The organism is Latilactobacillus graminis DSM 20719 (assembly GCF_001436415.1).
GTDB lineage: Bacteria > Bacillota > Bacilli > Lactobacillales > Lactobacillaceae > Latilactobacillus > Latilactobacillus graminis.
The window spans coordinates 114,139-129,215 of sequence record NZ_AYZB01000058.1; the positions used below are offsets into that span (position 1 = coordinate 114,139).

Here is a 15,077-nt window from a genome sequence, read left to right on the forward strand (position 1 = left end):
AAAGGGTGACGCAATGGTTGCGCAATTCTTTGTCCCAAGCGCATTATATTGGAATTACGGAAAGGATTTTATAATGACACCTACTGAATTAAAAACGGCGGTCAATCGCCGTCGGACTTTTGCAATTATTTCGCATCCGGATGCTGGTAAAACAACGATTACCGAGCAACTCTTACTTTTCGGGGGCGTGATTCGTCAAGCTGGAACGGTTAAAGGGAAAAAGAGTGGCCAATTTGCCAAGTCTGATTGGATGGAAATTGAAAAGCAACGTGGGATTTCCGTTACCAGTTCTGTGATGCAATTTGATTATGATGACAAACGGATTAATATTTTGGATACACCTGGGCATGAAGATTTCTCAGAAGATACGTACCGGACTTTGATGGCAGTCGATGCGGCAGTCATGGTAATCGATTCTGCGAAAGGGATTGAACCACAGACTAAGAAATTATTCAAAGTCTGCAAAATGCGTGGTATTCCGATTTTTACATTCATGAATAAGTTAGATCGGGATGGTCGCGAACCACTTGATTTAATTGCTGAATTGGAAGAATTATTGGATATCGAAGGCTGTGCCATGAATTGGCCAATCGGGATGGGGAAAGACCTTCGTGGGCTGTATGATATTGCTAAACATCGGATTGAACTTTATCGACCTGAAGATAAAGCTAACCCTTATTTAGCCCTTGATGAAGAAGGTCGGATTGCCGGTGATAATCCATTGAAAGAAGATTCTGTTTACACGCAAGCCCTTGATGATATCGAATTGATTGGTGAGGCGGGGAATGCCTATGATGCTGATAAGATTGCGACTGGGGAACAGACGCCGATCTTTTTTGGATCTGCTTTGACCAACTTTGGGGTCAAGACGTTCTTAGAGTCATTTGTTAACTTAGCACCTGCACCAGAAGCACACAAAACACAGGCAGAAACGTTGGTTGAACCCACATCACCTGATTTCTCAGGGTTCATCTTCAAGATTCAAGCCAACATGAATCCAGCCCATCGTGATCGAATTGCGTTCGTACGAATTTGTTCGGGTGAATTCCAACGGGGAATTGATGTCACGCTTACGCGCACAGGCAAAAAGATGCGGTTGAACAACTCAACCGAATTCATGGCTGATACCCGGGAACAGGTGACAAGTGCTGTTGCTGGCGATATTGTTGGTTTATATGATACTGGGAATTTCCAAATTGGGGATACGATCTATACGGGTAAGGAGGCTGTTTCCTTTGAAAAGCTCCCGCAATTTACGCCGGAGTTATTCATGCGCGTCACGGCGAAAAACGTGATGAAACAAAAGTCCTTCCATAAAGGGATTCAACAGTTGGTGCAAGAAGGGGCTATCCAGTTGTATAAGACTTACACAACTGGTGATTACATTTTAGGGGCCGTTGGTCAATTGCAATTTGAAGTGTTCCAATATCGGATGCAACACGAATATAATTCTGAAGTGTTGATGGATCCAATCGGTTCGAGAATCGCTCGGTGGATTAATCCAGAACAATTGGACGAACGGATGTCATCGTCGCGGAATTTATTGGTTAAAGATATCCATGACGAACCATTATTCCTGTTTGAAAATAAATTTGCTGAACGCTGGTTCCAAGATAAGTATCCAGACGTTGAATTAACTGCAAAATTATAATAATAACTCATTAAAGAGGGATTTTGACAAAAGTAATTTTGTTCAAGCCTTGTTTATATCAACGATATGCATAAAAAAAACCACCGATTCAGACGATTAACGGTTGTCTGAATCGGTGGCTTTTTTTATTGGGTTATGTTTAGTTGAGGGTTAAGAGGCCTTCCATTAACCACTGGCCTGTTTTAAGTTGACACCAACGACTTTGATTATCGAGTATGACAACTTGTTTAATAACTACCCGTGTTTTAGGCATTACCTGATAGGTTGTTGGGTGGTCATATGGTGCTTGCCAAAACGTTACCGTGCTATTGTTTAAACTTGCACTGAGATTTAAAGATGTCGTTTTGACAACTGCGTAACGATAGGTGAACTTTGGTACTTGGTATGTTTCATCACTGCCTTTAGGATTAGTGGCATGTAGTTGATAACGTGTGGGGCTAATCCAGAAACTACCAAGATTGAACCATTGTTTACCAGATGGGGTGATTGCACGGCTATAAATTTTCCAAACCGCGTGTTTTGGTAAACGTGATGCAGTTAGTGCTTCTTCACTTGGTTGCTGATACGTATTCGTTGACTCAAGGAGTTCGATGAAGCGCTGTTTAGGTGCATCGCTATGTTTTAAATTCAGTGGATCATATTTAAAATGCACAAACTGTGTCTTGGTTGTAAACCGGCCAGTCTGATTAGCTGAGATGTGGTGTACAAAGTTAGCACCACCTTCTAGTGGATTGGCCTGATAGCGTTCGTTTAAAGCACCTGATAAAAATTGGGGCTTAATCAACAAACCACCTTCTAAGTTCTGATGTAAAACCATGACTGGCGCTGCGAGTTGTGGTTTATAAAAAAGCCAAATCGTCGTGTTTTCTTCAGGAAAATGTTGTTTTAAATTGGTAATGGCTGCCAAGTAATAACCGGCAAATTTTAACCATGGCAAATCGAGCACGGTGCCCACCTCACCGGTCAAGGTCATCGTGGGGCGCAAAGGTACCCGATGATGATCGATGTAGTGGATGGTGACGGTGCTGAAGCGCGATTGGGTGGGCATAATGACCAATGGGGTTGTTTCATCCTGACTGGCAGGAGCGACTGGCTGATTCTGTGATGATTGAGGCGCTTGATGGATTGGCTCTTGCTCAGCGACGGGTTTGTGCACATGACTGCTCGACTGAGAAGCTATTTTTTTGGGGCGCCATTTCAATAACGATTGAAGCAAGTTAATCAGATTCATACGGACTCCTTGTAGCGCGTTACTTATTACTATTAGTTTAGCATAAATTTTGAAAAGTGTGGTTGATAATTAACCACACCAATCGCTGTTAAGACGTAAAAACCGCCCTAAATATTATTTATTTAGGGCGGTCCAAGTTAAATGATTTAGCTCGCTGTCGTTGAAGGAGTAGGAAGGGTAATCTCAACTAATGGACCGTCGTTTAAAACTTCGAGGCCATCTGTTGAATCTAGTCCAGCGAGTTCCTTTAAAACAAAATCAATTTCAGCTTGCTGAACGTGACGATGATCATTTTTTAAAAGTAGTTCACGATCCTTCGCCGAATGTGAGTCAAGAACCGTTGTCTTACCAAGTGAATAAACTTTAACATAGGTTGCGGCTGTCGTGGCTAATTGTTGTGAAACAAGTCGATTATATGAATTGGTTACATTGATTAAGCGCATCTGAATCACTCCCTAAGTTTCTAAGTCTTATTATTAGTATATCTGAAAACGCTTCACTTAGCACGTGATACGGCTTACAACGTGCCAATTTATATTTTAATCGGTTGTTTGATCATCTTTAGCATGCTTAATTTGAATTTGATCTTCAACAAGCTGTGCTGTAAGCTGCTGATGTTCTGGGTGATCGAGGTAGTAATCAGCAACGCGATCTTCAATTTGTTCTTGAATAACACGGCGTAAAGGTCGTGCTCCCATTTCAGGATTATAGCCAAGATCAACTAAACGAGCTTTAACTGGTTCAGTTACATGAATGTGTAGGTTTTGATCAGCAATCATCGCGTTCGTTTGATCTAGCATCAAGCTGACAATCTTCATTAGACTATCTTTACTTAGTGGTTGGAATTCGATGATATCATCAAACCGGTTTAAAAATTCGGGTTTAAAGTAATTTTGTAGTTGATTTAAAATGGAATGTGTTTGACCAGAAACGGTTGCCCCAAAACCAACATTAGCTTCTGCATCGGTTTGTCCCGCATTAGAAGTCATGATAATGATAGTGTCTTTGAAACTGACGGTCCGCCCCTGCGAATCGGTTAAACGACCGTCATCTAAAATTTGTAAGAACATATGCATGACGTCTGGATGGGCTTTTTCAATTTCATCCAATAGAATTAAGCTATATGGATTACGGCGAACTTGTTCAGTCAATTGGCCTGCTTCTTCATAGCCGACATAGCCAGGAGGCGAACCAATTAGTTTTGACACACTGAATTTTTCCATATATTCACTCATGTCAAAACGAATCATTGCATCCGTACTGCCAAAAAGTTCTTTGGCAATTTGTTTGGCTAATTCTGTTTTACCAACACCAGTCGGGCCAACAAAGAGAAATGAGCCAATTGGTCGACCTGATTTATTGAAACCAATTCGATTACGCCGAATTGAACGGGCAACCTTATCAACCGCCGGATCTTGGCCAATTACGTGTGCTTCGAGATTCTCAGCGAGATTCTTTAGCTGTGCTTGTTCTTGGGCCTTTAACTCACCAACGGGAATGTGGGTTTTTTCTTCAACAATTTGTTCCATGTCCTTATCGGTTACGGTTGGCATTTCAGATTGATCAACAGCACTGGTATCTCGAATCTTTGTCAATTTTGTGACTTGATCGCGATAATAAGCTGCTTTTTCGTAATCTTCGCCTTTTAAGGCACTTTGTTTTTCAGCTTCAGCATTCTGCAATTTCTTTTCAATTGCCTTTGGATCGACAACATCAATGGTTAAGTTCTTCTTTGATCCTGTTTCATCAAGTAAATCGATGGCTTTATCAGGTAAATAGCGATCTTGAATGTAACGGTTCGAAAGTGTAGCAGCCGCTTTAATCGCTTCGTCTGTATAGTGAACTTGATGATAGGCCTCATATTTATCTTGGAGACCTCTTAGAATTTGGATCGTTTCATCAACAGAAGGTTCATTAACAGAAACCGGTTGGAGGCGGCGTGCAAGTGCTGCATCTTTTTCAATTTGGCGGAATTCATTATTAGTAGTAGCACCGACTAATTGTAATTCACCACGGGCAAGGGCCGGTTTTAAGACATTACCAGCATCCATGCCGCCTTCAGCATTTCCGGCGCCGACGATTTCATGAATTTCATCAATGAAAAGAATGTATTTTTTATTTTGTTTAAGTTCATTCATTAATTGCTGCATGCGTTGTTCAAATTGACCGCGAATTCCGGTTCCCTGAACGAGTGAAACGACGTCTAAACGAATCACTTGCTTGTCTTTTAGTTTAGCCGGAACGTTATCGTCGGCAATTTTTTGTGCTAAGCCTTCAACAACCGCGGTCTTACCAACGCCGGCTTCTCCGATTAATACAGGATTATTCTTTGTCCGTCGATTTAAAATTTCGATTACGCGGTCGATTTCAGCATCACGACCAATGACGGGATCGATGTGGCCAGCTTTAGCCAAATTTGTTAGGTTAACACCATATTGACTAAGGAGACTTTCACCATGATGACCATTATTGCCGCCACCTTGGCCACCACTTTGTGTTTGAGGTCCTTGGTTAGCTTGTGCTTGGTCATCAGCACTTGCGCCCATGGACCGGAAGAAATTATCTAAACTTCCAAAACCGAACGGGTCGACATATTGGCCTTGAGGCGTTTGGCCAGTACTATTTTGTTGTTTCAAGAGCTGATAACAATTTTGGCAAAGATCAATTTCTTGCCGTTGACCATTGGTGCTCGTGTAAAGGTGAATCGTTGCAGGATTTTTCTGGCAGTTTTGACAAAGCATTAATCTGTCACAACCTTTCAATTAGTAATTAAGAAACGTCAAAGCCTTTTTGACTATCTTTGACCTTTAAATAAATTATAATCATCTCTAAAAAAAGTTGCAAGTATTGCAACTCGGAAATAAAAATTTCTTGTCAGGGCTGGCGATAATGCGGTAGGATAGGTCCATTGGTTTAATGTAAATACTAAATGAAAACGGATTATTAAAACCAACTAAAAAATAAATATTGAGGAGAAAAAAACGAATGCGAGATTTTTTAGCAGAGATGGATGCCTTGATAAACAACGAAAAAAAAGCTATCGAAGTATCGCAATCTGAGTTCTTGGATTTTCAGAAAGTATGGGTCAATTATGAACACCGGAAAGAAATTGTGGGTGAAGCACAGCGAAATGGAGCGGTAATTTACCGCAAGTCTGAAAGCGGTACAGTGTAGACGGCCACTAATTTTGTTAGCGAAACTGTTGTAGTATTTAAAAAAAAATGGTAATCTTAAATATCGGAAGGGTAGCCACTATTAGTGACTACTCATTTCGTTAAAAACTAAATCTATCATTAGATAAAAGGGGATCGATTAATATGGAAAAACGCGATTTTCACGTAGTAGCAGACACAGGTATCCACGCACGTCCAGCTACATTATTAGTACAAACAGCAAGCAAATTTAATTCAGATGTTAACTTAGAATATAAAGGTAAATCTGTAAACTTGAAGTCAATCATGGGTGTTATGTCACTCGGTGTTGGCCAAGGTGCTGATGTGACTATCTCAGCTGAAGGCGCTGACGAAGCAGACGCAATTAACGCAATTGAAGAAACAATGAAAAAGGAAGGTTTATCTGAATAATGACAAAACTAAGAGGGATTGCTGCCAGTGATGGTATCGCTACGGCGAAAGCCTATATGTTAGTGCAACCCGATTTGTCATTTTCGAAATCAACTATTTCAGATTCAGAAAAAGAGATTAATCGTTTGCATAATGCCTTACAAGCTTCCACGAGTGATTTAGAAACCATCCGGAAGATTGCTGCTGAATCATTAGGGGAAGAAGAAGCACAAGTTTTTGATGCTCACATGATGATTTTAGCAGACCCAGAATTTACCGGCGCTATCGAAGGTAAAATCAATGATGACAAGGTTAATGCTGAGCAAGCGCTCAAGGAGGTCGCGGATTTGTTCGTGGCCACTTTTGAGGCAATGACTGATAACGCATACATGCAAGAACGTGCTGCTGACATCAAGGATGTTACTAAGCGAGTTCTCAGTCATTTATTAGGGGTAACACTGCCTAATCCAGCATTAATTGATGAAGAAGTAATTGTGATTGCACATGACTTAACACCTAGTGACACAGCCCAATTGAATGGTAAATTCGTGAAGGCTTTTGTGACTGATATTGGTGGTCGGACGTCTCATTCAGCTATTATGGCGCGTTCTTTAGAAATTCCAGCAATTGTTGGAACTGAAAAGATTACTACTTCTGTTAAAGCTGGCGAATCATTAATCGTCGATGGAATTAACGGAGATGTTATTATTGCCCCTACAGATGTAGAAATTGCTGAATACGATAGGAAAGCACAAGCTTTTGCTGACCAAAAAGCTGAATGGGAAAAACTAAAGAATGAAAATTCCGTTACAAAAGACGGAAAAACATTTACAGTTGCGGCGAATATCGGAACACCTAAAGATTTAAATGGTGTGATTGATAATGGTTCTGAAGCAATCGGCTTATATCGGACAGAATTCTTATATATGGATTCATCTGAACTTCCTAGTGAAGATGATCAGTTTGAAGCTTATAAGACTGTTTTAGAAGGTATGGCTGGTAAACCAGTTGTTGTGCGGACTATGGATATTGGTGGGGATAAGAAATTACCTTATTTACCATTACCAGAAGAAATGAACCCCTTCTTAGGTTACCGAGCAATTCGGATTAGTCTAGACCGGGATGATATTTTTAGAACACAATTGCGGGCTTTACTACGTGCTTCAAACTATGGTAAGTTACGCATCATGTTCCCAATGATCGCAACTGTCGCAGAATTCCGGCAAGCAAAAGGCATTCTTGAAGAAGAAAAAGCTAAATTAATTGCTGATGGTCAAACTGTTTCTGATGATTTACAGGTCGGCATGATGGTTGAAATTCCAGCTAGTGCTGTCTTGGCAGATCAATTTGCTAAGGAAGTTGATTTCTTTAGTATTGGGACTAATGACTTGATTCAATATACAATGGCTGCTGATCGGATGAACGAACGAGTATCATATCTTTATCAACCATATAATCCAGCAATCTTACGTTTAATTAAGAACGTCATTGACGCTTCTCATAGAGAAGGTAAGTGGACTGGTATGTGTGGGGAAGCTGCTGGTGATTCAATTATGGTGCCACTCCTTGTTGGAATGGGCTTAGATGAATTTTCGATGAGTGCAACTTCTGTGCTTCGAGTGCGGAGCTTGATGAAACGTTTAGATACAACACAATTATCTGATTTGGTTGATACTGCTGTTAACGTGAATACAAGTAACGAAGAAAACCAACACCTAGTTGAAGATTTTATGCAAAATCTTTAATTAGTATTGAAAAACCGCCTGTGTGGCGGTTTTTTTTTGCCTTGAATTGTAAAGGTAAATTAAAAAAAGAGTGTTAAAATTGACAGACCGTAAGTACAAATATAAACTGAGATTGTAAGTTTACAATTGTAAACAAATGTGAATAAGTAATTTTTGCAAAAGTGATGATTCTCATTGACCTGTTAATGATGATTATTTAAAGGGGGAAACAGAATGAAACATGATGAAAGACACTACGAAATAAACGAAATGCATCACAAGCATCAAATGCTAGATCATGATATGGCTCATATGCATCACGCCTCCAGTGACGGCGATATGATGATACATGGTGGTCACATGATGCATATGGGAAATTTGAAACAAAAATTCTGGATTTCATTAATTGCCACGGTCCCAATTTTAGCTTTGTCGCCGTTTATGGGACTGCACTTACCATTTCAGATGACTTTTATAGGTTCAGATTGGGTCGTTTTAATATTAGCAACGTTCTTGTTCTTTTATGGTGGGGCACCTTTTTTAAAGGGCGCGCAAGGCGAATTAACCGCTAAAAATCCAGCCATGATGACTTTAATTGCTATGGGGATAAGTGTTTCTTATCTTTACAGTTTGTATGCTTTTGTGGCCAACCATTTCCTGAATCCCCAAGGACACGTAATGGATTTCTTTTGGGAACTTGCAACGTTAATCGTCATTATGTTGTTGGGGCACTGGATCGAAATGAACGCGGTGATGAGTGCTGGCAGTGCCTTGGAAAAAATGGCGGCACTATTACCAAGCCAAGCACAAGTGGTTGATGCAGATGGACGGCAGCATGCTGTTGATTTAAAAGCTTTACAGACCGGACAAACAGTGATTGTAGTGGCTGGCGAAAAAGTACCTGCTGATGGTTTAATTCTAACTGGACAGAGCCAAGTCAATGAGTCACTTGTCACTGGTGAGTCCAAAGCGGTAGCTAAAATAGAAGGCGATCAAGTGATCGGTGGAACAATTAACGGTAACGGGACGCTGACTGTTAAAGTCACTGGGACAGGCGAAAACGGTTATCTTGCCCAAGTAATGAAGCTTATTCAGCAGGCGCAACAAGAAAAATCAAAAGTAGAAACCTTAGCTGATCGAGTTGCTAAGTATTTATTTTATGCCGCTTTAATAGTCGGCATCATGGCTTTTATTAGTTGGTTTTTCCTAGCCGATTTAAACACGGCTTTTGAGCGAATGGTAACGGTTTTCATTATTGCCTGTCCTCATGCACTTGGGTTAGCCATTCCATTAGTCGTGGCTAGAAGTACAGCAATTGCAGCAACGAATGGTTTGTTAATCCAGAATCGACAGGCGATTGAAATGGCTGATAAAGTAACCATGGTCTTAATGGACAAGACAGGAACATTGACTCAAGGTGTATTCAAAGTGAATGCGGTTCAAGTGAATGCGACAACCCTTGATAAGCGACGGTTAATGCAAATATTTGGGGCACTTGAACGTCATTCAAGTCATCCATTAGCAACGGGGATTTTAGCGGATAATCGTGAACAAGCGCTTCCTGAATTACAAGCAGAAAACGTGCAAACGATGCAAGGGGTTGGTCTAGTTGGAACGATTGATGGGCGAAACTATCAAGTGGTCACAGCTGCTTATTTGCAAGCCCATCACCTTGATTTTGATCGGAAAATGTTCCAGACATTGGCTGAAAAGGGCAATTCCATCAGTTATCTATTACAAGATCAAACGGTATTAGGCTTAGTGGCCCAGGGTGATCAGCTTAAGCCGGAAGCGCCACTTTTTATCCAAGCATTGAAAAAACGTAACATTCAACCAGTCATGCTGACCGGTGATAATCAACAAGTAGCCCAAAAAGTTGCGGCACAGTTAGGCGGCATGGAGGTTCAGGCTAATTTAAAACCGGAAGATAAAGCGGCAATCATCAAAGATTACCAAGCAAACGGTGAAGTGGTCTTAATGGTTGGTGATGGGGTCAATGATGCACCCAGTTTAACCCGAGCTGATATTGGGGTCGCAATTGGGGCTGGAACAGATGTTGCGATTGATGCGGCGGACGTAATTCTCGTTAAAAGTAATCCCAATGATATTATGAACTTTTTGAACCTTTCGCGCTCAACCAACCGTAAGATGACACAGAATCTTTGGTGGGGTGCCGGCTATAATATTATAGCAATTCCTTTGGCGGGCGGATTATTTGCTGGTCTTGGAATCGTCTTGGGCCCTGCAGTCGGTGCCGTTTTAATGTCGCTTTCCACAATTGTTGTGGCTATTAACGCAATGACTTTAAAATTAAAACGTAATGAATAATGTCAATCTTTTTTTCCTATCTTTGGAGTAAGCCCGGTAAGGACGGGCGAAAGAAAATATCGCGTACAATTAGACGTATACAACATATAGTTGTGGTACGTCTTTTATTTTGGATTATCTACTATATATAGGTTGAATCTAACTTTTTAATCCGCTATGATGGGTTTACTGATTCAAAAGGAGACTAGTGCTGAGATGGATATAAGAATAGCTGCAGAAGCAGATTTACAAATTAAAGTGATTAAAAGAGATGGGCGGATCTTACCTTTTTCTGCGGATAAAATTGAACAGGCAGTTATTAAAGCCGCAAAAAATGTAAAGAACGAATTAGAACCATTAGATTATCAAATGTTAAACGCGATTGCCGATGATGTTGTGAGTGAAGTTGGTAGTCGTTTTGATAAAGATATCAAGATTTATGAATTGCAGAATATTGTGGAACATAAGTTATTGGAACATCATCAGTACGATATTGCACAAGCGTACATTAATTATCGGACACAACGGGATTTTGCCCGCAATAAAGCAACTGATATTAATTTTACGATTCAGAAATTATTGAAAAAAGACCAAAATGTGGTTAATGAAAACGCCAATAAAGATAGTCATGTTTTTAATACACAACGGGATTTAACAGCAGGCACCGTTGCTAAAGCCATGGGTTTGAAAATGCTACCTGATAAAGTGGCCAATGCCCACTTGAAAGGTGAGATTCATTGGCATGATTTGGATTATCAACCATACAGTCCAATGACTAATTGTTGTTTAATTGATTTTAAAGAAATGTTGAATCATGGCTTTAAAATTGGTAATGCTGAAGTTGAAGCCCCGCATTCAATTCAGACAGCTACGGCCCAAATGTCCCAAATTATTGCGAATGTTGCATCTAGTCAATATGGGGGGTGTTCAGCTGATCGAGTGGATGAATTACTAGCATCATTTGCTGAAAAAAATTACGCAAAACATTTAGCAGATGCCCATAATTGGATTGACGGTGATGCTAAACAAAAAGACTATGCACAAGCTAAGACTGAAAAAGATATTTATGACGCTATGCAAGCGTTAGAATATGAAATCAATACTTTGTATTCTTCACAAGGACAGACGCCATTCACAACGCTGGGTTTTGGTTTAGGGAGTAGTTGGATTGAACGGGCAATTCAAAAAGCAATCCTTGCAATTCGCATTGAAGGGCTTGGCAAGGAAAAACGGACTGCAATCTTTCCAAAACTGGTTTTTACAGTTAAACGCGGATTGAACTTAAATCCCAGTGACCCTAACTATGATATCAAACAGTTAGCGGTTGAATGTGCTACCAAACGAATGTATCCAGATGTATTAATGTACGATAAACTAGTTGAATTAACGGGTTCATTCAAAGCACCGATGGGCTGTCGTAGTTTTTTACAGGGATGGAAAAACGAACAGGGCCAAGAAGTTAACAGTGGTCGGATGAACTTGGGCGTGGTGACAATTAACCTACCGCGAATTGCCCTTGAAGCTGCTGGCGACCAAGCTAAGTTTTGGAAAATTCTTGAGCAACGTCTCGTAGTCTGCAAGGAAGCACTTGTCTTTAAAGTTGAACGGGCTAAGGAAGCTAAACCAGAAAATGCACCGATCTTATACAGATATGGGGCTTTTGGGAAACGCTTAAAGAAGACGGATCGTGTTGATGAAGTTTTTAAAAATTCACGAGCAACGGTGTCATTAGGTTATATTGGCCTATATGAGGTCGGTACAGCGTTCTTTGGTCCGGAATGGGAAAATGACACTACGGCGAAAGAATTCACAATAGACGTGGTTAAGAACCTCTATAAGCACTGCCTGGGTTGGGAAAAAGAATATGGATATCATTTCTCAGTTTACAGTACGCCAGCAGAAAGTTTAACGAATACATTCTGTCAAAAAGATACCGAGAAGTTTGGGATTGTTGAAAATATTACGGATAAAGAATATTATACGAATAGTTTTCATTACGATGTTCGGAAGGCGCCGACGCCATTTGAGAAATTAGACTTTGAAAAAGATTATCCTAAATATTGTGCGGGGGGTTTTATTCATTATTGTGAATACCCTAATCTACGGCAAAATCCTAAGGCCCTAGAAGCCGTCTGGGATTATGCTTATGATCGAGTCGGTTACTTAGGGACAAATACCCCGATTGATCAATGTTTTAAATGCGGTTTCAAAGGTGATTTTAAGCCAACAGAACGTGGTTTTCAATGTCCCCAATGTGGCAATGCGGATCCGACAACATGTGACGTGGTTAAACGGACCTGTGGTTATTTAGGAAATCCACAACAACGGCCAATGGTCCATGGGCGACACAAAGAAATTGCTAGCCGGGTTAAACACATGCATATTACCATTGGAAATGATAATAATACTGTAGCACGTCAATAAGTGTAAAAAACAAAACTTGAAGGAGTTTTTGAAGATGTCAGTAAAACAACGAGGTCCGAAGAATCCGGCTCCCCAAGAATGGCGCTCTGAAAATTTAAGCCAAGGTTATATTGCAGATTATAAACCGTTTAACTTTGTTGATGGGGAAGGTGTCCGTTGTAGTTTGTATGTGAGTGGGTGTCTGTTTGCCTGCCCAGGTTGTTATAATCGTGTCGCCCAAAATTTTCGCTATGGTCGCCCATATACTCGTGAGCTAGAAGATCAGATTATTGCAGATTTGGGTCAGTCTTATGTGCAGGGATTGACACTGTTGGGTGGGGAACCTTTTCTAAATACAAAAACGTGCTTATCGCTGGTAAATCGGATTCGAGCTACTTATGGTGCTACGAAGGATATCTGGGCGTGGACTGGTTACACATGGGAAGAATTAATGCAAGAATCCGCTGATAAGCGCGAATTATTAGCGAAAATTGATATCTTGGTGGATGGTCGCTTCATGCAAGCCCAAATGGATCTCACACTGCAGTTTCGTGGGAGTGCAAATCAGCGGATTATCGACGTCGCAAAATCGTTAGCGACGCAAAAGCCTGTTATATGGGCAAAATTAGTCCACTGAAAATAAAATGTAAAATAAAAATATAAAAAAATAAATTTTCATTTCTTGTGATTGGTATATACCTAATATGATCAAAAAAGAGCGTCAAGCCATAGTTAAGATGGGTTGACGCTTTTTTGGTTTGCATGAAACCTGCTAATAGGGTTGATAATGAATAAGATTATTGTTTGACAACGCTTTCTGTAAACACTATCATAATACTTGTAATAGCAATTTTATATATTATGATTCGAGAAAAGGAGTGAGGTTAATGGATTCATTTATCAGTTTCATGGAGAAACGATTTTTACCAGTTGCGGCTAAAGTTGGGAATCAAAGACATTTGATTGCCATCCGGGATGCCTTTGTGACAACAATGCCATTGATGATCTTGGGTGCTTTTGCAACTTTGATTAACAACTTGCCGATTCCGGCATATACCAATTTCATGAATAGTATTTTTTCGAAGACGGTTGGGAAAGGCGCTGAAAAAGCCTACATCTGGACCAAATTTGGGGGTAACGCTTGGAGCGGAACGTTCGCTATTCTTTCTGTCTTCATCGTTTTCTTGGTGGCTTATAATTTAGGTAAGTCATATAATATTAATCCACTAGCAGCTGGTGTAACAGCATTGGGGTCATTTTTTGCTGTTGGCGGTCTTGCAGGAATGGATTCAATGGGGTTATTCGTTGCTTTAATTGTTGCGATTATTTCAACAGAAATTCTTAGACGTTTATTAGGCAACAAACATTTAGTTATTAAGATGCCCGATGGTGTTCCACCAGCAGTTGCACAATCATTTGCGGCATTATTACCATCAATGATAACCATTGCAGTTTTCTCATTATTTGCAACAATTTTATTAGGATTTGGTGTTGAAAATATTGTGACATCATTCTACAAAGCCGTTCAAGAACCATTCCAAGGGCTTGCAAACAGCTATCCTTCAGCATTATTATTAGCATTTATTACGCCGTTATTATGGTTCTTCGGGCTCCATGGGGCTAACATGATTGAACCATTTATGCAAACCATTAATGCGCCAGCAATTACTGCCAACTTGAATGCAATTAAAGCTGGTAAGGCAGCACCTTATATTGTTAACAAACCATTCTTTGATTCATTTGTTAACTTAGGTGGGACTGGGGCTACATTGGGCTTGATCATTGCAATTTGGTTGGTCGGCCGTAAGAATAAACAATATACAATCGTTGGGAACTTGAGTGCCGCACCTGGGATTTTCAATATTAATGAACCATTAACATTCGGGTTACCGATTGTATTGAATCCAATTCTGTTCATTCCATATATTGCCACACCAATGGTAATTGTGACGATTGCTTACTTTGCAACGAGCACTGGATTAGTGCCAGCAGCAACGGTTATGCCACCTTGGGTAACACCACCAATTATTGGCGGTGTGATTGCAACAGTTAGTTGGCAAGGTGGGGTCTTAGCGGCAGTTAACTTAGTCGTTTCGACACTAATCTATCTACCATTCATTAAGATTGCTACAACAATCGCCTTAAAAGAAGAAGCTGAACGTGATCAAGCAGCTTAAGCAATAAAAAACAGTCCGACG

At 40.3% G+C, this 15,077-nt stretch carries 11 protein-coding genes; 8 read left to right on the plus strand and 3 right to left on the minus strand.

Going from position 1 to position 15,077, the window contains the following annotated elements:
• The first annotated feature begins 73 nt into the window (after positions 1-73).
• Positions 74-1,651, plus strand: coding sequence for a peptide chain release factor 3 (locus FC90_RS07625; protein WP_057908807.1), 1,578 nt, complete (start codon positions 74-76; stop codon positions 1,649-1,651).
• Between the two features lie 139 nt (positions 1,652-1,790).
• Here the strand turns inward: FC90_RS07625 and FC90_RS07630 are convergent, their stop codons facing one another.
• From FC90_RS07630 to FC90_RS07640, 3 genes are all read right to left on the minus strand, one after another.
• Positions 1,791-2,882: a MucBP domain-containing protein gene (locus tag FC90_RS07630; protein ID WP_057908649.1), complete on the minus strand. Its 1,092-nt coding sequence runs from the start codon at positions 2,880-2,882 to the stop codon at positions 1,791-1,793.
• 146 nt (positions 2,883-3,028) lie between these two features.
• Positions 3,029-3,325 (minus strand): DUF1827 family protein, encoded by a 297-nt coding sequence (locus tag FC90_RS07635; protein WP_057908650.1) that lies wholly within the window; start codon positions 3,323-3,325, stop codon positions 3,029-3,031.
• 96 nt (positions 3,326-3,421) lie between these two features.
• Entirely contained in the window at positions 3,422-5,623 is a 2,202-nt protein-coding gene (locus FC90_RS07640) for an ATP-dependent Clp protease ATP-binding subunit (protein WP_057908651.1), read from the minus strand.
• Between the two features lie 244 nt (positions 5,624-5,867).
• On the opposite strand from FC90_RS07640, the gene FC90_RS07645 reads away from it, so the two are divergent.
• The 7 genes from FC90_RS07645 to FC90_RS07675 all read left to right on the plus strand — a co-directional run bounded on the left by FC90_RS07645 (position 5,868) and on the right by FC90_RS07675 (position 15,056).
• Positions 5,868-6,056: a hypothetical protein gene (locus FC90_RS07645; protein ID WP_057908652.1), complete on the plus strand. Its 189-nt coding sequence runs from the start codon at positions 5,868-5,870 to the stop codon at positions 6,054-6,056.
• A 143-nt stretch (positions 6,057-6,199) separates the two neighbouring features.
• The gene (locus FC90_RS07650) at positions 6,200-6,466 is read left to right on the plus strand and encodes a phosphocarrier protein HPr (RefSeq protein WP_004265632.1); all 267 of its coding nucleotides are present in this window, start codon (positions 6,200-6,202) and stop codon (positions 6,464-6,466) included.
• Positions 6,466-8,190 (plus strand): phosphoenolpyruvate--protein phosphotransferase, encoded by a 1,725-nt coding sequence (gene ptsP, locus FC90_RS07655; protein ID WP_057908653.1) that lies wholly within the window; start codon positions 6,466-6,468, stop codon positions 8,188-8,190. The genes FC90_RS07650 and ptsP overlap by 1 nt, the downstream gene beginning before the upstream one ends.
• Before the next feature lie 213 nt (positions 8,191-8,403).
• A complete protein-coding gene (locus tag FC90_RS07660) occupies positions 8,404-10,497 on the plus strand; it encodes a heavy metal translocating P-type ATPase (RefSeq protein ID WP_404804633.1) in 2,094 nt (697 codons plus the stop codon).
• A gap of 195 nt (positions 10,498-10,692) precedes the next feature.
• Complete coding sequence (gene nrdD, locus FC90_RS07665; protein ID WP_057908654.1) at positions 10,693-12,900, plus strand: anaerobic ribonucleoside-triphosphate reductase; 2,208 nt, start codon at positions 10,693-10,695, stop codon at positions 12,898-12,900.
• Between the two features lie 34 nt (positions 12,901-12,934).
• Positions 12,935-13,516 carry an anaerobic ribonucleoside-triphosphate reductase activating protein gene (gene nrdG / locus FC90_RS07670; RefSeq protein WP_057908655.1) on the plus strand — a complete coding sequence of 194 codons (582 nt, stop codon included), beginning with the start codon at positions 12,935-12,937 and terminating at the stop codon, positions 13,514-13,516.
• Between the two features lie 250 nt (positions 13,517-13,766).
• The gene (locus FC90_RS07675) at positions 13,767-15,056 is read left to right on the plus strand and encodes a PTS sugar transporter subunit IIC (protein ID WP_057908656.1); all 1,290 of its coding nucleotides are present in this window, start codon (positions 13,767-13,769) and stop codon (positions 15,054-15,056) included.
• The last annotated feature ends 21 nt before the right edge of the window (positions 15,057-15,077 follow it).

Coding starts and splice junctions, on each gene's coding strand:
- FC90_RS07625 (WP_057908807.1), top strand. CDS start 74: ATGACACCTACTGAATTAAAAACGGCGGTCAATCGCCGTCGGACTTTT.
- FC90_RS07630 (WP_057908649.1), bottom strand. CDS start 2,882: ATGAATCTGATTAACTTGCTTCAATCGTTATTGAAATGGCGCCCCAAA.
- FC90_RS07635 (WP_057908650.1), bottom strand. CDS start 3,325: ATGCGCTTAATCAATGTAACCAATTCATATAATCGACTTGTTTCACAA.
- FC90_RS07640 (WP_057908651.1), bottom strand. CDS start 5,623: ATGCTTTGTCAAAACTGCCAGAAAAATCCTGCAACGATTCACCTTTAC.
- FC90_RS07645 (WP_057908652.1), top strand. CDS start 5,868: ATGCGAGATTTTTTAGCAGAGATGGATGCCTTGATAAACAACGAAAAA.
- FC90_RS07650 (WP_004265632.1), top strand. CDS start 6,200: ATGGAAAAACGCGATTTTCACGTAGTAGCAGACACAGGTATCCACGCA.
- ptsP (WP_057908653.1), top strand. CDS start 6,466: ATGACAAAACTAAGAGGGATTGCTGCCAGTGATGGTATCGCTACGGCG.
- FC90_RS07660 (WP_404804633.1), top strand. CDS start 8,404: ATGAAACATGATGAAAGACACTACGAAATAAACGAAATGCATCACAAG.
- nrdD (WP_057908654.1), top strand. CDS start 10,693: ATGGATATAAGAATAGCTGCAGAAGCAGATTTACAAATTAAAGTGATT.
- nrdG (WP_057908655.1), top strand. CDS start 12,935: ATGTCAGTAAAACAACGAGGTCCGAAGAATCCGGCTCCCCAAGAATGG.
- FC90_RS07675 (WP_057908656.1), top strand. CDS start 13,767: ATGGATTCATTTATCAGTTTCATGGAGAAACGATTTTTACCAGTTGCG.